16 protein-coding genes and 1 riboswitch are annotated in these 16,920 nt (G+C 50.8%); of the genes, 2 read left to right on the top strand and 14 right to left on the bottom strand.

The features are described 5' to 3' along the window. Positions 1-106 precede the first annotated feature (106 nt). The 3 genes from BMZ71_RS09295 to BMZ71_RS09285 all read right to left on the bottom strand — a co-directional run bounded on the left by BMZ71_RS09295 (position 107) and on the right by BMZ71_RS09285 (position 3,375). A complete protein-coding gene (locus tag BMZ71_RS09295) occupies positions 107-2,302 on the bottom strand; it encodes a DNA topoisomerase III (protein WP_086989733.1) in 2,196 nt (731 codons plus the stop codon). Positions 2,303-2,422: 120 nt separating this feature from the next. Further along, positions 2,423-2,974, bottom strand: a complete 552-nt coding sequence (locus BMZ71_RS09290) for an ECF transporter S component (RefSeq protein ID WP_177187566.1) — start codon at positions 2,972-2,974, stop codon at positions 2,423-2,425. Continuing rightward, a complete protein-coding gene (locus BMZ71_RS09285) occupies positions 2,953-3,375 on the bottom strand; it encodes a DUF4430 domain-containing protein (protein ID WP_068561653.1) in 423 nt (140 codons plus the stop codon). Before BMZ71_RS09285 ends, BMZ71_RS09290 begins: the two co-directional genes overlap by 22 nt. Positions 3,376-3,462: 87 nt before the next feature. After that, a riboswitch (adenosylcobalamin (AdoCbl) riboswitch) is annotated at positions 3,463-3,619 on the bottom strand. Positions 3,620-3,909: 290 nt separating this feature from the next. On the opposite strand from BMZ71_RS09285, the gene BMZ71_RS09280 reads away from it, so the two are divergent. After that, positions 3,910-6,042 (top strand): copper-translocating P-type ATPase, encoded by a 2,133-nt coding sequence (locus BMZ71_RS09280; protein ID WP_086989729.1) that lies wholly within the window; start codon positions 3,910-3,912, stop codon positions 6,040-6,042. A 141-nt stretch (positions 6,043-6,183) separates the two neighbouring features. Beyond that, positions 6,184-6,378 (top strand): SHOCT domain-containing protein, encoded by a 195-nt coding sequence (locus tag BMZ71_RS09275; protein WP_245734414.1) that lies wholly within the window; start codon positions 6,184-6,186, stop codon positions 6,376-6,378. A gap of 64 nt (positions 6,379-6,442) precedes the next feature. On the opposite strand, the gene BMZ71_RS09270 is transcribed toward BMZ71_RS09275, so the two are convergent. The 11 genes from BMZ71_RS09270 to nagA all read right to left on the bottom strand — a co-directional run bounded on the left by BMZ71_RS09270 (position 6,443) and on the right by nagA (position 16,670). Continuing rightward, positions 6,443-7,843 (bottom strand): sensor histidine kinase, encoded by a 1,401-nt coding sequence (locus tag BMZ71_RS09270; protein WP_086989725.1) that lies wholly within the window; start codon positions 7,841-7,843, stop codon positions 6,443-6,445. Continuing rightward, entirely contained in the window at positions 7,840-8,523 is a 684-nt protein-coding gene (locus BMZ71_RS09265; protein WP_086989723.1) for a response regulator transcription factor, read from the bottom strand. The genes BMZ71_RS09270 and BMZ71_RS09265 overlap by 4 nt, the downstream gene beginning before the upstream one ends. Before the next feature lie 33 nt (positions 8,524-8,556). Beyond that, positions 8,557-10,065, bottom strand: coding sequence for a multicopper oxidase family protein (locus BMZ71_RS09260; protein WP_245734413.1), 1,509 nt, complete (start codon positions 10,063-10,065; stop codon positions 8,557-8,559). A gap of 154 nt (positions 10,066-10,219) precedes the next feature. Next, the gene (locus BMZ71_RS09255; protein ID WP_086989719.1) at positions 10,220-11,350 is read right to left on the bottom strand and encodes a sodium ion-translocating decarboxylase subunit beta; all 1,131 of its coding nucleotides are present in this window, start codon (positions 11,348-11,350) and stop codon (positions 10,220-10,222) included. Positions 11,351-11,366: 16 nt separating this feature from the next. Continuing rightward, a complete protein-coding gene (locus BMZ71_RS09250; RefSeq protein WP_086989717.1) occupies positions 11,367-11,714 on the bottom strand; it encodes a biotin/lipoyl-containing protein in 348 nt (115 codons plus the stop codon). A gap of 34 nt (positions 11,715-11,748) precedes the next feature. After that, complete coding sequence (locus BMZ71_RS09245) at positions 11,749-12,045, bottom strand: OadG family protein (RefSeq protein ID WP_086989715.1); 297 nt, start codon at positions 12,043-12,045, stop codon at positions 11,749-11,751. Between the two features lie 18 nt (positions 12,046-12,063). Beyond that, on the bottom strand, positions 12,064-13,506 hold the full coding sequence (locus tag BMZ71_RS09240) for an oxaloacetate decarboxylase subunit alpha (protein ID WP_256957878.1): 1,443 nt from the start codon (positions 13,504-13,506) through the stop codon (positions 12,064-12,066). Positions 13,507-13,726: 220 nt separating this feature from the next. After that, positions 13,727-14,101 (bottom strand): dihydroxyacetone kinase phosphoryl donor subunit DhaM, encoded by a 375-nt coding sequence (gene dhaM / locus BMZ71_RS09235; protein ID WP_086989711.1) that lies wholly within the window; start codon positions 14,099-14,101, stop codon positions 13,727-13,729. Continuing rightward, a complete protein-coding gene (gene dhaL / locus BMZ71_RS09230; RefSeq protein WP_086989709.1) occupies positions 14,094-14,681 on the bottom strand; it encodes a dihydroxyacetone kinase subunit DhaL in 588 nt (195 codons plus the stop codon). Before dhaL ends, dhaM begins: the two co-directional genes overlap by 8 nt. 125 nt (positions 14,682-14,806) lie before the next feature. After that, entirely contained in the window at positions 14,807-15,514 is a 708-nt protein-coding gene (gene nagB / locus BMZ71_RS09225; protein WP_086989707.1) for a glucosamine-6-phosphate deaminase, read from the bottom strand. Between the two features lie 10 nt (positions 15,515-15,524). Continuing rightward, positions 15,525-16,670 (bottom strand): N-acetylglucosamine-6-phosphate deacetylase, encoded by a 1,146-nt coding sequence (nagA, locus tag BMZ71_RS09220; protein ID WP_086989706.1) that lies wholly within the window; start codon positions 16,668-16,670, stop codon positions 15,525-15,527. Positions 16,671-16,920 lie beyond the last annotated feature (250 nt).

The raw sequence follows: 16,920 nt of genomic DNA, 5'->3' as shown, positions 1-16,920 counted from the left end.
TCGATACCTTACGATTATAACATACGCACATTCCCGAAACCCGATCGAAAAAGGACTGCAACAGGCACAAAAAGCGCCGTTGCAGTCCTTATCGACCTAATTATGCTTATTCGCCCAGATTGAGTTTCTTAAGCGCCTCGAACAGGGCATTATTTACTGGCTCTTCAACTTGATTTTGTTTCTTCAGATATTTTTGGACGTCTTGCTTCGCGGCTTTTCCGCCGGTGCCTTTTTTGCGTCGCTCGTTGAAGGCCGATAGCTTTTCACGGTAGCCGCACTTGCAGGTAAAAATTTGGCCGTCACCTTCGCCGTGCAGTTCCATTTTCTTCATGCACTGCGGACAACGGGCATTGGTGACCCGCGCCACATTCTTGCGGTACCCACATTCGCGGTCTTGGCACACAAGCATCTTGCCTTTTTTGCCGTTCACTTCCAGCATCGGTTTGCCGCATTCCGGGCAGGTCTTGGTGGAGATGTTCTCGTGCTTGAACTTGCCTTCGCTCATCTTGATCTCCGAAACAATCTCTTTCGTGTAGGCCTTCATTTCGTTGATGAATACGTCCTTCTTCAGCTTGCCGGCAGCGATCTGTTCGAGTTTCCGCTCCCACTCGGCTGTCAGGGCAGGGGATTTCAGTTCTTCCGGAACCAACTCCAGCAGTTGCTTGCCTTTGGAAGTGATATGGATTTCCTGTCCGCGTCTTTCGATCAGGAAGGCATTGAACAACTTCTCGATGATGTCGGCGCGCGTAGCGACGGTTCCCAATCCACCCGTCTCCTTCAGCGTCTGAGCCAAAGCTTTGTCCGTCGTCTCCATATATTTCGCCGGATTTTCCATCGCCGTCAACAGAGTCGCTTCATTGAAGTAGGCAGGCGGTTTCGTCTGGCCGGATGTCTCGCTTACGTAACGGACAACCAGCACATCACCTGCCTCGATTTTCGGCAACAGTTGCTCCTGGAGACCGTCTTCCGACTCCTCATCCTCCGTGCGATTGCTGTAGACTTCTTTCCAGCCGGCAGCGGTGACCGTCTTGCCGCGGGCCACGAAGCGCTCGCCCCCGATGTCCGCGCGCAAAGTCAGCTGCTCATATTCGTAAGCCGGGAAAAGCGCAGCCAAGAAGCGCTTCACCACCAAGTCATAGATTTTGAGTTCCTGCGCCGACAGTTTCCCGATCAGGACGACCTGCTCCGTCGGGATGATGGCATGGTGATCGGATACTTTGCTGTCGTCGACGAACGACTTATTCGCCTTGATCGGTTTCGCCAACACCTTGTTCACGAGCGGACGGTATTCCTTGATGGCGCAGGCTTTCAGTCTGTCAGGCAGCGTGGCTATGATGTCGTTCGACAGGTAGCGGGAATCCGTACGCGGATAAGTCAATAATTTATGCTGTTCATAGAGTTTCTGCATGATGTTCAATGTCTCTTTGGCGGAATAACCGAAAAGCTTATTGGCATCGCGTTGTAGTTCGGTCAGGTCATACAGGCCTGGTGCATAAGCTTTTTTTGATTTGCGGTCGACAGCCACTACTGTTGCCTGCTGCTTCTCCAACTTTTTGACGATGGCTGTGACCTTGTCGCGCTCGAAACTCTTCGTGTCGTTCGTTTTTTCATCCTGCCAAATCAGCTTCAGCTTCGTATCTGTCTGGGCCTCGATGCCGTAATAGGTCTTCGGCTGGAATTTTTTGATTTCCTCTTCGCGTCTGGCGATGATGGCGACGACAGGTGTCTGGACGCGGCCGCAGTTCAACTGGGCGTTGAATTTCGTCGTCAGCGCGCGGGTCGCATTCAAGCCGATGTACCAATCCGCTTCCGAACGGGCCACAGCCGACTGGTACAGGTTTTCATAGTCCTTGCCCGGCTTCAGGTTCTGGAAGCCGTCTTTGATGGCCTTGTCCGTCACGGACGAGATCCACAGGCGTTTGACGGGTTTATTGACTTTCGCTTTTTCGATGATCCAACGGGCTACCAGTTCGCCCTCGCGGCCGGCATCCGTCGCGATGATGATGTCGGAAACGTCATTGCGCACCAGCTGGGCCTTGACGGCATTGAACTGCTTGCCGGACTGCTTGATGACAGTCAGCTTCAGATCCTGCGGAAGCATCGGCAGATCAGCCAAATTCCAATTTTTATATTTCACATCATAGGCTTCCGGATCGGCCAGCGTCACAAGATGCCCCAAGGCCCAAGTGACGATATAGTCTTTCCCTTCCAGGTACCCTTGACCCTGTTTCTCGCACTGCAGCACGCGGGCGATATCGCGCGCCACCGATGGTTTTTCAGCTAATACTAGACTCTTTCCCATAATTTATATTTGCTCCCTTATCTCTCGATTATCGTGTCCTACTATATCACAAATGGCGCCAAAACAGAAAAAACTATAGCGGATACCCACGCAGGGAGTCCGTTACAGTCTTCTTAATTTCTATGTTTTTTTCTTTTGCGCCAGCAGTAAGGGCGCCAAAATCGGCTCCAGTATCAGATAGAAACTGGCATTCCCCAGGCCGTGCATGAGATCGAAAGGAATCCCGGCGATGTAATAAGCCCAAAAACTGTTGATACCCATCAACTTCACCGAAATGACGGAGATGACGAATCCGTAAAGCAGTCCCCCGAAAAAGGCGAACAGCGCAAAAACAATTCTGAGGCCCCTTTTTTGGCTCGTGCTGTAGAACGGCTTCATGACCAATCCAGTTACCACGATCAGAACGCCGAAACTGGCGATCTGCGCAATCGTCCACGGCCCCATCCCCAGCAGAAAGTTGGTCAAAACAATCGACAGGATGGCCACAATGAAGCCGTCCGTCATGCCCAGCGTCAGCGTCAGGATGATCAGCACAGCCGTCACCGGTTGGACATTCGGGATGAACTGGAACATCATCCTCCCAACATAGCACAAAGCCGTCAAAATCGACAGCAACGCCAGTCGTCTCACACCGAAGTTCACAGTCTTCTTTACATTTCTGTCAGGTTCCACACGATTACGTCTCCTTCTTGGAGCGCCACATCAGCTGCTCCGACCATCGAAGGCTCACCGTTCACATCAAACAACCAATATTTCGCTTTCGTATCGGCAGTCTGTTCGACTTGTGTTTGTCCATCGATGGCTGTGATGAATCCGTCCGCTTCTTCGATTGTGTAGTTTTCTTTCATGACAGCCAACAAATTGGCGCCTGCTTCAACCTCAATCGTTTTTTCAGAACCCGCGATGACAGTACCGCCATCCGTCAAAGAAATCGATACGCTGACTGTTTCTGCAACTTCGGAGCTGATTGCAACCGATGAAGATTCTGCGACTGAAGCCGAATCTACCGTGTCCGCAGGAGCGCACCCGAATAATACCAAACTCAATGATAAGGCCAACAATAATTTTTTCATTTTCCCACTCCTAATCTGTATTCGACAGGGGTTGCATCGCCAACGGCCGGAATCATGCAAAAAAAGCCTATACGCCATCGCATAGACTAGTAACGGGACCGTTTTACCTCGAAACGGTTCGCTTGCAAAAAATAGCAGCTTGGAATGAAGACCTGACTTAGACGTTCCGGGACGTCATCACAGTGGCGGGACCGCGTTGGATTTTCACCAAACTTCCAAATTCCAAGTGTCTTTGAATGGTTTTCCTATCCCTTTCATTTTACCCAAAGCAGAAAAAAATACAAGACCAGTTGCGCTTTTCGGTGCGCCCTGGTCCTGCAATTGATAAGAAGTCTGTCAAGTCAATCTTTGGTTCCCGGTTACGCCTGCAAGCTTCCGCCGTTGGTTGCGATGACTAAATCGGTGCAGACCCAAGCGGGGAGGCGAAATCATTACCACTACAGCGCTGAATTCTGCTATGATAAGCATGAGAAGCTGCAGTCATTTTTATAAACCTTATTGTTTGGACGTTTTGAAGCAAGGAGGAATACTCAGATGGATGAACACAAACATACGCAGCACGCGCACACAGACCACACTCTGGAAGCCCCAAAGACCAGCGATCCGCACGCCGGGCACGACCATTCCGGTCATCATATGCCCCCACCCGAACCGAAACAGACTGCTTCCAATGGTCACGAACAACATGAAAAGCACATGGCACACGGTTCGACTGGGCATGCCGACCACCACGAGCAGATGGTGGCCGATTACCGGAAACGTTTTTGGATCGTCTTGCTGCTGACCATTCCCGTCACCGTGCTATCCCCCATGATCATGATGCTCTTCGGTTACCATTTCGAATTTCCGGGAGCAAATTTTGTCGTCTTTGGGTTATCCACCGTCATTTTCTTCTACGGCGGCAAACCGTTTCTGGAGGGCGCTTGGGAGGAATGGAAGAACCGGTCGCTCGGTATGATGATGCTGATTTCCTTGGCGATCGTTTCGGCCTATATCTACAGCAGCTTCACGGCCTTCTTCATAGAAGGATCGGACTTTTATTTCGAACTGGCAACCTTGATCCTGATCATGTTGCTGGGTCACTGGATCGAGATGAAATCCCAGATGGGGGCATCCAAAGCGCTGGAAGAACTCATCAAACTGATGCCTAAAGTTGCCCATCGTTTGGATGCAGCCGGCAATATTGAAGAAGTGTCGATCGAAGCCCTTGTTCCGGGTGAGCGCATTCTCGTCAAGCCCGGTGAAAAGATCCCTTTGGACGGAAAAATCTACGAAGGCCTCTCAACGGTTGATGAATCGATGCTGACGGGCGAATCTGTGCCTGTCGAAAAAAATCCGGGCATGCAGGCCATCGGCGGCTCCATCAACGGGTCAGGCGTCCTCAAGCTGACCGTGGAAAAAGTCGGGAATGAAACCTACTTGGCCCAAGTGATCAATATGGTCCAGGCGGCCCAGCAACAAAAATCCAAGTCGCAGGGATTGGCCGACAAAGCGGCCGGTTGGCTGTTCTATATCGCCGTCACAGCCGGACTCCTGACTTTCCTTTATTGGATTTTTGCAGCGAACTTGGCCTTCGCTTTGGAGCGGATGGTGACGGTACTCGTCATCGCTTGTCCCCATGCACTCGGACTGGCTGTCCCTTTGGTGAATGCGGTGTCCACTTCAATCGCAGCTCGAAACGGCTTGCTGATCCGCAACCGGACGCAATTCGAAGAGGCGCGCAAAGTGGATCGGATCGTCTTCGACAAGACCGGGACCCTGACGGAAGGCAACTTCGGCGTAACCGACATCCTTCCCGCTGCCGGGGTCTCCGAGAAGGAATTACTGACGTTGGCCTATTCTGCCGAAAGCCAATCTGAACACCCGATCGCAAAAGGAATCGTCCGCAAAGGAGAAGCAGAAGGCGTCACCCTTTTGCCGGTAACTGATTATCAAAACCTTACCGGCCAAGGTCTGCAGGTCACTGTGGACGGCATGCAGGTCGCTGTCGTCAGCCCCGGCACCATGGACGAGCGCGGCATTGCATACGACAAGGAGACATTCGCCAGTTTGGCCCAGCAAGGAAAAACCGTTGTCTTCGTCCTGAAGGAAGGGAGCCTGCAGGGGATGATCGCCAACGCTGATATCATCCGTTCGTCATCGCAAGAAGTCGTGGCTGCCTTGAAAGAGCAAGGCATCGAAGCTATCATGCTGACTGGCGACAATAGCCGCGCAGCGCAATACGTGGGCGATCAGTTAGGGCTGGATCAAGTATTTGCGGAGGTGCTGCCTGCCGAGAAATCGAAACACATCGCCGCACTGAAATCCGGAAACAAAAAAGTCGCGATGGTCGGGGATGGCGTCAATGATGCGCCCGCTCTGGCGGAAGCTGATCTTGGTATTGCCATCGGCGCCGGAACGGATGTCGCCATCGAAACAGCCGACGTCATTCTGGTGGACAGCAATCCGAAAGACGTATTGACCATCATCACCCTTTCGAAAGCCACTTACCGCAAGATGGTCGAGAATCTGATTTGGGCTGTCGGCTATAACGTTATCGCCATCCCGTTGGCTGCAGGTGTATTGGCCAATCAGGGCTTCCTTATCACCCCAGCCATCGGGGCAGCCGTCATGTCGATCAGCACAATCATCTGCGCGGTCAACGCACGGCTTTTGAAGATAAACTGAGCATGTATTTCAAATAATCACCGCAACAGCCAGAAAAACTACATCCAATCTACACAATATGACTGTATACTGCATATATAGAGAAAAAAAGGGGGCCTTTGCATGTTTGGCAGATGCTTACAATATTTTGGAGGTTTTGGCATGGGCGGCATGATGTTTATGTGGATTTTCTGGATTGCTTTGATCATACTCGTCATTTACTTGGCAACCAGGCTTTTGAACGATAGATCAGGCAAAGTTTCATCGGACGAATCCGCTTTGGATATCCTGAAGAAGGAATTGGCTAAAGGGAACATCACCGAAGAAGAGTTCGATCGCAAGAAGAAACTTCTGTGATCCTGAAAGAAACACAAAAGACCTGGATACCAATCAAAATGATTGGTATCCGGGTCTTTTTCGTTCATGTTCTGTGCTGATCCAACGGAATGGCAACCGTGAACGTGGCTCCCTTGCCGACATCGCTGGCAACCCGCACAGTCCCGTTGTGCTTCTTGATGATGCTTTTGACGATGGCCAGACCGAGCCCTTGCCCTCCTGACCGGCTGTTGCGCGATGGCTCCGTCATATAGAAGCGCTCAAAAATCTTTTTCTGGTCTTCCGGATCGATGCCGATGCCGTCATCGGACACTCTCAGCACCGCTTGGTCACCCTCCTGATGGATCTCGATATGGATATTCCCTTGCTTCGGAGTGAACTTGATCGCATTCACCAAAAGGTTCGTCAGCACTTGGCTGATTTTGTCCTGATCCGCCGTTATCATCAGCGGCTCCCCAGTGACCGCCAAAATGATATTCTTTTTGGCGGCCACAGCCGTAAAGTTCGTCACGACTTTCTTGCTCAAAGCCTGCAGGTCAAAACGGCTGAATTCCAATTTCTCGTGATTGCTCTCCATTTCGTTGATTTTATCGATATTTCCGATCAGGCGGGAAATCCGGTTCACTTCATCATAACAGATCTTCAAACGCTCGTTGCTCGGCTCCCAGATGCCGTCAAGCATTGCTTCCAGATTGCCCTTCAATGTCGTAAGCGGGGTCCGGATTTCGTGCGCGATATCGGAAGAAAGGCGGTTCCGGATTTCCTGTTGGCTGTCCAATTGGCGGGAAAGGCTGTCCACCGAACGGATCAGCGCATCTATCTCGACGATGTTCGTTTCCTTCGGCGCCGGCTCTGTGTAGTTGCCTTTGGCGATTTCCCCGGTGAAGCGGCTCACCGCAAAGACCGGCAAACTCAATTTTCTGGCTATCCAAACAGCGAAAAACAGCGATAAGGCGAAGGCCAGCAGCGCCACAATCATCAGGTTATTGCGGATATCGCTCACGAATGCGACATCGTGTTCCGTATAGAAATACGTCCCCATCGTCCCGATTTCCAGACTGCCGATTGTGCGGGAGCCCTCATTAAGTTCAACAGTGGTCACCGTATATTCGCTTTCTGTTCCGCCCATCATCTCGCTCATCTGCGACATATGGCTGGACATCATCTGGCGATTTTCTTGTTCCTCCATCACGCTGGGGCTCCAGATCAGCTGTTCTTGGCTATCATAGACTTTCAGGATGATGTCGTCCTGCAACGCCTGCCTGCCGATGACCGCTATCGCATCCTCGTCCCAACTCCCCGTTTGAGCAAAAACTGCCTCAATTTCATCTGTGTAGCCAGTTATTTCTTCCGTACGCCGTTCGCTGACATATTCCGAGAAGTGGCTGTTCACCAACTGCATGCTGAACCAGCCGAACAACCCGATGATGACGCTCGAAAAAAGCAGGAAGGAAAGGAGCAGGTGCCAACTGATCGTACGCCTCATCGCTTCCCTCCAAACCGGTAGCCGCTTCCCCGGACAGTCAGAATATAGATGGGCTGTTTCGGTTCCGGCTCTATCTTTTGTCTGATGTTCTTGATATGCGTATCGATGACCCTGTCCAAACCTTCAAAATCCATACCTTTTACGCTCTCCAGCAATTCTTCCCTCGTGAAGAGTCGGCTCGGATTCTTGGCCAATAGCGTCAACAGTTCATATTCGGTAGCCGTCAAGGCGACTTCCTGCTGCCTCGTAAAAACTTGCTTCGTTTTGGGATGAATGACCAATTCGCCGCCATCGAAGCTCCATTTTTCTTCAGCATCGGCTGGGGCAGCACGCCGCAGCACCGTCTCGACCCGCGCCACCAGTTCCTTAGGGCTGAATGGTTTGACTATGTAATCATCCGCTCCGATCTGCAGGCCGCTCAAGATATCCTTTTCGGATGACCTTGCCGTCAGCATGATGACGGGAACGTTTGATTCTTCGCGGATTTTGGCGCAGATGTCCCCGCCTGCCATATCCGGCAGCATCAGATCCAACACAATCAGATCCGGATGGAAAGCATGAAATTTTTCCAATGCCTCCGCCCCGGTCTCGGCACGGTATACCTGATATTTTTTGGCGGCCAGATAGGCCTCCACGATATCCAAAATATTGGGTTCATCATCGACGATCAAAATCTTCATGGGCATCCACCTCCATCTTATTTCCCTTGATTCCTATTGTACACTGACCTGACCCATCATGCCATTGTCCTCATGCTCCAAAATATGACAGTGATACATGAACACTCCCTTCTCAGAAAAAGTCACCGCCAAACGGACCGTCTCGCCGGGATAAACGGCGATGGTGTCCTTCCAGCCTTGCTCGTTCTGCGGCGGCTCCGCTCCGTCACGCGAGAGCACCTGGAATTGGACGCCGTGGATGTGGAAGGGATGGATCATGCTGCCCATCATATCCTGCGCATTGCGGACTTCCCAGATGACTGTTTCATTCAGGTGCTGTTCGACGTCGATCCGATCCATGTCGAACTGGCTGCCGTTGATGTTGACCATGAAGGACATGCCGCTCAAGGTGAACCTTTGGACAGCCGCACCATCCGTCACCAATTCAGGAATCTCATTCAAAGTTTGCGGAAGGGCCGTCTGTGCGTCCGCCTCCTCCGTGACATTCAAGGAAAGGACCGTTGCGTTTCCGTCCATCAGTTTCGCGGTGTCCCCTTCAGCGTATTCGCTCAGGTCCACGATGATTTCCGCCCGTTCTCCGGGTGTCAATGTCACAGACGTCAACGCAACCGGCTGCTCCAGGAAACCGCCGTCGCTGGCGATCTGATGGAACACCGCGCCATTTTCCAATCCAAACGTGTAATTGCGGGCATTCGAACCATTCACCAAACGCAGACGGATCTGTTCATTTGTGACTTCCACATAGGGATTGATGGTCCCGTTGATCAGCAAGGTATCGCCATAGGTACCGTCAGGATGGTAAGTCCCTGCGTAATCGAATTGATTGTCCGCATCGAAGGTCCGGTCCTGGATAATCAGAGGGAAGTCATTCACCCCATAGTCCTTCGGCAAATCCAATTGATCAGAATTGTCGTCCTCGACAAAGATCAATCCGGCCAGACCGGCATAGACTTGTTCAGCCGTCGTTCCTAAGGCATGCGGGTGGAACCACAACGTCGCCGCCTCCTGATTGACCGTGAAATCCACCTGCATCGTTTCATTCGGTCCGACCGGATGATGCGGCCCACCATCCATATCAGAAGGCAGCTTTACGCCATGCCAATGGAAAGAGGTTGCTTCGGCTAACTGGTTCTCGGTCTTGATATGCACCTCTTGGCCTTCACGCACGACCAAAACCGGTCCAAGATAAGAACCATTATAACCGAGCGTCTGCGTCGTTTTCCCTTCCAAGAAGGCAGTTTCCCCCGCTTGCGCTGTGACCGTATAGGTGATTTCGCTAGCGGATTCGGAATCCGGTTCCAATAGTTCCGGCAACTGCAGTGCAGTCATTGGCTGCCCACTTTCATCCAGTACGACAGACTGCTCTCCTCCCATCATATGCCCCATCCCGCTAAAATTCCCTGTGCTGCTCGAATCCGTATCAATAGTTGTTACCCGATTATCCCCGCTATTGAAAAACGTCGAGAAAAGATTGGCTGATACAAACAGCAACAACGCCAGCGAAGCAACCAAAGCGACAATCAACGAGGTTCTCCTGCTCATTTTAATCCGTCCTTCCTTTCTGACTCTTTTGTTGCCTTCATTATACATCCTCCATGTGTAGAACAGATGGATTTAGCAATCGGACGGCCTTGATTCAATAAAAAAATCCCCCTCTGACATGAAATCAGAAGGAGATGAGATTAATAGTCCGCACTCAGCCGAAGAAAGCCAGCAGGACACCGGCCGCTACAGCCGATCCGATGACCCCTGCCACATTCGGACCCATCGCATGCATCAGCAAGTAATTGGAAGGATTGTACTTGATGCCTTCCTTCTGAACGACCCGTGCAGCCATCGGAACGGCCGATACACCGGCGGCACCGATCAACGGATTCACTTTACCGTTCGTCAGTTTGTACATCAATTTTCCCATCAGGACGCCGGCAGCGGTCCCAATCGAGAAAGCAAAAAGGCCAAGAACGATGATTTTTATGGTTGTCATCGATAAGAACAACTCTCCGTTCGCCTTTGCTCCGACGGTTACACCCAGAATGATGGTGATGGTGTACATCATGGCATTCTGCAAAGTTTCCGTCAGCTTCGGAACCTGCCCGCTCTCGCGGATCAGATTGCCCAACATCAGCATACCCACAAGCGCAGTCGCCGATGGGACAACCAGACTGACAAAGATCGTGGTCACGATCGGAAACAGAATGCGCTCATTTTTGGATACTACGCGCATCTGCTTCATGACGGTCTGCCGTTCTTTCTGGGTAGTCAACAAGCGCATGATCGGCGGCTGGATGATCGGAACCAATGCCATATAGGAATAGGCCGCCAAGGCGATGACCGACAAAAGATGACTGGCTAATTTCGTCGTTAAATAGATGGCAGTCGGACCATCAGCGCCACCGATGATGCCGATGGAGGCCGCTTCTTCAGGCGTCATCCCCAATGCCAAAGCTCCAAAAAATGCCGCGAAGATACCGAACTGTGCAGCCCCGCCCAACAACAGCGTCTTCGGATTGGCGATGAGTGGCCCAAAATCGGTGGATGCACCTAGGCAAAGAAAAATCAATGGTGGATAGATGCCCAGATTGGTTCCCTGATAGAGATAATAAAGCAACCCTCCGGATTCGCTGTCGGCGGGCGGCGTCATCAATCCGGCCAACGGAAGATTCACCAACAGGATGCCGAACGCAATCGGAATCAGCAAGTATGGTTCATAGCCCTTCTTGATGGCCAGATAAAGGAAAATGCAGGCGATGATGATCATAATGATTTCTTTATACGTAAGATGAACCAATCCGGACATCCGGATCAGATCAGTCAAAGCTTGTACCATAGGAATCCCTCCCCTTCTAGAGAATCAGCAATGCTTGATCGGATTCGACACTGTCATTCTCTTTCACCAAAATACGTCTGACGACGCCATCTTCATCCGCAACGATTTCATTTTCCATCTTCATGGCTTCGAGGACGATGAGATTTTCCCCTTTTTTGACTCGTTGCCCCTCTTTGACGAGGATGCGCAATACGGTTCCGGCCATCGGCGCCAACATTGCTTTCCCTTCCGTTTGGGGGGCGACATCAGCAGTGCTTTTGCCGCTGTCGGCCTTGGGTTGCTCCGTCATGACTGCATCATCCGGTAACTCCCTCACCTTGACATGATAAACTTGTCCGTCAATTTCGATTTCGTACTTCTTCATAAAAAATCCTCCCTTTACAATCAGCAGATGGAATTTATTTAATACGCGTTACATCGATGATTTCAAATTTTTTGGCCGGATGTGCCTCATAGGCGGCTACCAAAGCCATTATCGCCGCTGCTTTGGCTCGTTGTTCATCCACGCCCCGATCCAGCAGGACGGGCTGACTAGCTTCTTCGCGATCAATCGGTGCTGTAGTTGCCGGTGCTGGTTCCCCTACCAGCTTATGCACCAGTTCGACCAAGAACCAAAGACTTGCCAAAACAGCAAACACGACGATCATCGCAACTACCGTGACAATCAGACCATCACCTAAATTGAATGTTTCCATTTTCCTCACCTCTTCCTCTTAACTGCGATAGCGGGCTTGGATCCGAACCACTGTATCCGTCGCATCGCCTTGAGACGGCGCAACCATTTCCGCTTGTTCTTCTGGAATGGTTGGATAGTAGACTTCTTGCAGATAAGCTTTGCCAACCTGTGGGAACAAGGCATAAGTCAACACGTCCTCGTCAGTGCGCGCCAAGTCTCCCAACTCCGCCTTCAATCTTTCAAACTCCGGCTCCAGATGATCTGCCGGGCGATCAGTGATGACGGCATCATCCCCGATGATGCTGCGCCGAAAATTGTCGTTCACCGGGACCGGTGTCTTTCCGTATTTTCCGTGCAGGTAATCCTTCACTTCATTCGGGACCATTTTGTAGCGTTCCCCCGTCAGGATATTGAAAACGGCTTGCGTCCCGACCATTTGGCTCATTGGGGTGACCAGCGGCGGAAAGCCTAAGTCTGATCTGACACGGGGCACTTCCCGCAACACTTCCTCGTACTTATCGCTGGCCTTTGCCTGCTTGAGTTGCGAATTCAGGTTCGACAGCATCCCACCCGGTACTTGATAGATGAGTGCTTTTGGATCGACCGACAGCATTTTCGGATCGAGCACACCCGAAGCGATGTACTTATCGCGGATCGGTTTGAAATAATCCGCGATTTCTTCCAATTTGGCGATGTCCAAGCCCGTACTGTACCCCAGTTCCTCCAACACAAGCGCCATCGATTCGGTCGGCGGTTGACTCGTTCCTTCCGCAAACGGGGAAATGGCGCAATCGATGATGTCCGCACCGGCTTCGATGGCAGCCATGTAGGTCATCTGCGAAACGCCGCTGGTGGCGTGCGTGTGGATATTCAAAGGCACATCAATCACAGCTTTGATGGCCGGAATCAGCTCTTTGGCCACTTTCGGCGTCAAGATGCCGGCCATGTCCTTGATGCAGATCGAGTCCGCCCCCATCTCGGTCAGCTCCTTGGCCAAATCGGTGTAAAATGGGATGGTATGGACATCACTGATGGTATAACAGATCGTCAGTTGCGCATGGGCGCCGTATTTTTTGACGGCTTCCAATGACGCTTTCAAGTTTCGCGTGTCATTCAAGGCATCAAAAATCCGGAAAATATCGATGCCGTTTTCGACGGCTTTGCCGACAAAGCTATCCACGATATCATCCGCATAGTGGCGGTATCCGATCAGGTTCTGTCCCCGCAGCAGCATCTGCAGCTTCGCATGGGGAGCGCGCTTGCGGATTTGCCGGAGCCTTTCCCACGGATCTTCATGCAGAAAACGGATAGCCGCATCATAGGTTGCCCCGCCCCAGCACTCGAGCGCGTAATACCCGGCTTCATCCATTTTCTCCACAATCGGGAGCATGTCGTCCGTAGACATGCGCGTCGCCATCAAGCTTTGATGCGCATCACGCAGAACGGTCTCAGTAAAAAGCACTTTCTTTCCTTTTTCCAATCCGATCACATCCATTCTTTTCTTTAGCGCTAACGTTGTAAGCGTTTTCCATAGTATCAGCTTACACTAAATTGACCGATATTTCAATCTGTAGATAAAAAATACGAGAAAGAATATAGAAACAATCCACCTTCAATAGGGGGAAACCGTAAATAAAAAAGACTGCACCTTGGCAGTCTTTTTCTTAATTGTGTTTGTCACTACAATTTTGCTCAGTGTTTCATTTTACGTACAATTCCTGCAACTGTTCACAGATTTTTTCATAGGGCGTATCCGCCTGCAGCAAAGCTGCTGTCAGATAGGCTCCCTCCACAAACGCCGCATCGCAAATAAACAGATTTTTTTCAGTCATTTCACTTACCAATTCAAGATTCATCTTGGCGCTGCCCAGATCATAAAAAGCAAATATTTCAGGCTCCTCCATTTCATTGAGCACTGCTATGACTTTATCAAAACTCGTGCCGATGCCGCCGCCTTCCGCTCCGCCGACCGCTTTCACGGTGACGTCCTTTGCTACCTGTTTCAGCAATCTGGTCAGCCCGTCAGCGAGCTCCGCAACATGTGAAACCAATAAGATGCCGTACTGTTCACTCATCGTACACACCCGCTTCCAGCATGGCCTCGAAGAAATAACCGCAGGAGGCTGCACCTGGATCGATATGGCCATTCAGTTGTTCCGACACATAGGCCGCGCGTCCCTTTTTCGCCTGGAAATCCTTCGTGCTTGTGACATATTCATTGATTTTTTCCAACGTCAGACGCTTATTCCGGATGTCTTCCATGACCGGAATCCAAACATCAACTAAGGTCTTTTCCTTCAGTTCCGTAGGGCCGAACGTTTGGATGCCTTCAAGCCCGCTTGTCAGGCTGTCCATCAGATCGTTATCTTCTTGAAAAGCCTCCGACATATGCAGAAAGATTTGCCCATAAAGGAGTCCGGCTGCCCCGCCCGTTTTCTGGACGAAGGACATCCCGGCCAGTTTGAACAGATCTGACACCCCTGCCTGAAGCCCTTCCGCTAACTTTGCCTTCAGGTCTTTGGCACCCCGAAGCATATTGGCCCCGTGATCGCCGTCACCGATGGATTCATCCAGCATGTTCAGATACTTCTCATTTTTTTCCAGCTTTTCGATGAACAAGCTCAGCCATGCTCCGGCTGTCTCAACAGTCAACATTTCCATCACCGCCTTGGATTCCTGAATCACATGCTTTACATGCTATCTCTGCTTCCATTGTAAACGTTTTAATCCAAAACGACAATCAGGAGACTTTTGGGAATAGACTGCAGATTACCGACTCACTATTTTTTGCTGAGCATTTGTGCAGCTGCTTCATCGAGTATCACGGTCACATGCTTGTGGGTCTGCAGAATACTCGCCGGCAAGTCTTCTGTGATTGGACCTTCCAGCGCGGCTTTGACGGCAGCGGCTTTTTCTTTTCCGAAAGCCATCAGGATGATCTTTCTTGAAGAGAGGATCGATTGGATCCCCATCGAATAGGCAAACCGCGGGACATCCTTCTCATCCGCAAAGTAACGTTTATTGGAATCAATCGTGGATTGCCATAGTGCCACTTTCTGGGTACGGGAATCAAAAGATGTGCCCGGCTCGTTAAAACCGATATGCCCGTTCGTGCCGATGCCGAGAATCTGCACATCGATCGGATTCGCGGCGATGATTTCTTCGAATTGCGCGCATTCTTCCGTTTCATCCGCCAATCCGTCCAGCAGATAGTTTTTCTTGAACGGTTTTGCATCGAACAAATGCTTATGCATGAAATAGTGATAACTCTGCGGATTGTCTTCGGAAAGACCCATATATTCGTCCAGATTGATCGATGTCATCCCCGAAAAATCAAGATCACTTTCCCGCATGATCCGGTACAGCCTCTCCGGCGTGCTGCCGGTTGCCAACCCGAGCACTTTCGCACCTCTTTCCATTTCCTCGCGGATTTTTTCGAATGCGTAACGGCTTGCCTCTTCAGGAGTCGCTTTAATGATTATTTCCATGATCTGTAACCTACTTTCTGTTATTTTTGTATACTGTCTGTCCATAACTGATTGTCCGCTCGACCGCAAATGACTCCGAAAGCAGGACCATATCGGCATCTTTTCCAGGAGCGATGCTCCCTTTTCGCACCAAATCGAATTCACGGGCCTGATTGACTGAGCTCATCTTTACCGCATCCAAGATGCTGCAGCCGGTGAAGGCGATGATGTTCTTGAATGCCTCCTGGAATCCCAGCACGCTTCCTGCCAGATTTCCGCTTTCCAGATGGGCTTGTCCATCCTTGACGATGACTTTCTGTCCGCCCAATTCGCTGATGCCGTCGCCCATCCCTTTGGCGCGCATGGCATCGGTAATCAATTCGATGCGGTCTGCGCCTTTTTGTTTGAAGGCGATCTTGACCATTTCCGGATCGATATGCAGGCCATCGACAATCATTTCCGCATAGATGTCATCCTCCAGGAACGCATGTCCGGTCACACCCGGTTCACGATGATGGAGTCCCCTTTGCGCATTGAAGAGATGGGTGACATGCGCTGCCTTGGATTTTCTCAGCTGGCTGCGAAGAGCATCCGAATGCCCGACCGAAAGCACGATGCGGTTATCGAGACAATACTTTTCGAATGCCGTCGCATCAGTGGTCTCCGGCGCATAGGTTACCAAACGGATCAAGCCGCCGCTCAAGTCCTGCCATCTGCGCATTAAGGCAGCATCCGGCAGTTTGATGTGTTCTTCCGGTTGCGCCCCTTTATGGACGGCAGAAATGAATGGCCCTTCGAGGTGGATGCCTTGGATGACTGGATTTTTTTCTGAAGCCTTGCGGATGCCGATCAATGCCTTCTCGATATTTTCAGAAGATTGCGTCATCGTCGTCGGAAAATAGCTGGTGATCCCTTCCCGGTGCATCGCTGCAATCATCCGATTGATGTCTTCCGCATCACCGTCCATGTTGTCCACACCATATCCGCCATGACTGTGGACATCAATGAATCCGGGCACCAGTCTGCTTCCGGCTGCATCAATCACTTCTTCGCCTGATTCAGGAACGTACTCCGACATCTTTCCGACTGCGCTGATTTCTTTTTCAAACCGGACGAATCCATCAAAAATGACTGTTTCTCCGGTATAAACTTTTGCATGGATGATCACTCTTTTCATTTGTATCCCCCTCTTTGATCGTGCGTACTGTCAAAGTTTAGCTCTGCCAGACGTTCAATTTTGTATTTTTTCGTTGATTTAACGGGGTTAACGACAAAAACAACTTGCCACCCCCCAATTTTTGGTTAATAGTGATGGTAACTACACCGCACTATTTCCCCAAAAGAAAGGAAGATGACAAGTTGCTACCTCTATTATTAACCTATTTAGTTGATATTATCAAGCGTCAACGAATGATTATTCTTGCGTT

The sequence above is a fragment of the Trichococcus flocculiformis genome (genome assembly GCF_900113645.1).
Lineage (GTDB): Bacteria > Bacillota > Bacilli > Lactobacillales > Aerococcaceae > Trichococcus > Trichococcus flocculiformis.
This window is presented reverse-complemented; position numbering and strand designations above follow the sequence as displayed.

Excerpts from the sequence above, each read along its gene's own strand:
- BMZ71_RS09280 (WP_086989729.1), top strand. The coding sequence starts at position 3,910 with ATGGATGAACACAAACATACGCAGCACGCGCACACAGACCACACTCTG.
- nagA (WP_086989706.1), bottom strand. The coding sequence starts at position 16,670 with ATGAAAAGAGTGATCATCCATGCAAAAGTTTATACCGGAGAAACAGTC.
- BMZ71_RS09260 (WP_245734413.1), bottom strand. The coding sequence starts at position 10,065 with ATGAGCAGGAGAACCTCGTTGATTGTCGCTTTGGTTGCTTCGCTGGCG.
- BMZ71_RS09275 (WP_245734414.1), top strand. The coding sequence starts at position 6,184 with ATGGGCGGCATGATGTTTATGTGGATTTTCTGGATTGCTTTGATCATA.
- BMZ71_RS09285 (WP_068561653.1), bottom strand. The coding sequence starts at position 3,375 with ATGAAAAAATTATTGTTGGCCTTATCATTGAGTTTGGTATTATTCGGG.
- BMZ71_RS09250 (WP_086989717.1), bottom strand. The coding sequence starts at position 11,714 with ATGAAGAAGTACGAAATCGAAATTGACGGACAAGTTTATCATGTCAAG.
- BMZ71_RS09245 (WP_086989715.1), bottom strand. The coding sequence starts at position 12,045 with ATGGAAACATTCAATTTAGGTGATGGTCTGATTGTCACGGTAGTTGCG.
- dhaL (WP_086989709.1), bottom strand. The coding sequence starts at position 14,681 with ATGTTGACTGTTGAGACAGCCGGAGCATGGCTGAGCTTGTTCATCGAA.
- BMZ71_RS09295 (WP_086989733.1), bottom strand. The coding sequence starts at position 2,302 with ATGGGAAAGAGTCTAGTATTAGCTGAAAAACCATCGGTGGCGCGCGAT.
- BMZ71_RS09270 (WP_086989725.1), bottom strand. The coding sequence starts at position 7,843 with ATGAGGCGTACGATCAGTTGGCACCTGCTCCTTTCCTTCCTGCTTTTT.
- BMZ71_RS09255 (WP_086989719.1), bottom strand. The coding sequence starts at position 11,350 with ATGGTACAAGCTTTGACTGATCTGATCCGGATGTCCGGATTGGTTCAT.
- dhaM (WP_086989711.1), bottom strand. The coding sequence starts at position 14,101 with ATGAGTGAACAGTACGGCATCTTATTGGTTTCACATGTTGCGGAGCTC.
- BMZ71_RS09265 (WP_086989723.1), bottom strand. The coding sequence starts at position 8,523 with ATGAAGATTTTGATCGTCGATGATGAACCCAATATTTTGGATATCGTG.
- nagB (WP_086989707.1), bottom strand. The coding sequence starts at position 15,514 with ATGGAAATAATCATTAAAGCGACTCCTGAAGAGGCAAGCCGTTACGCA.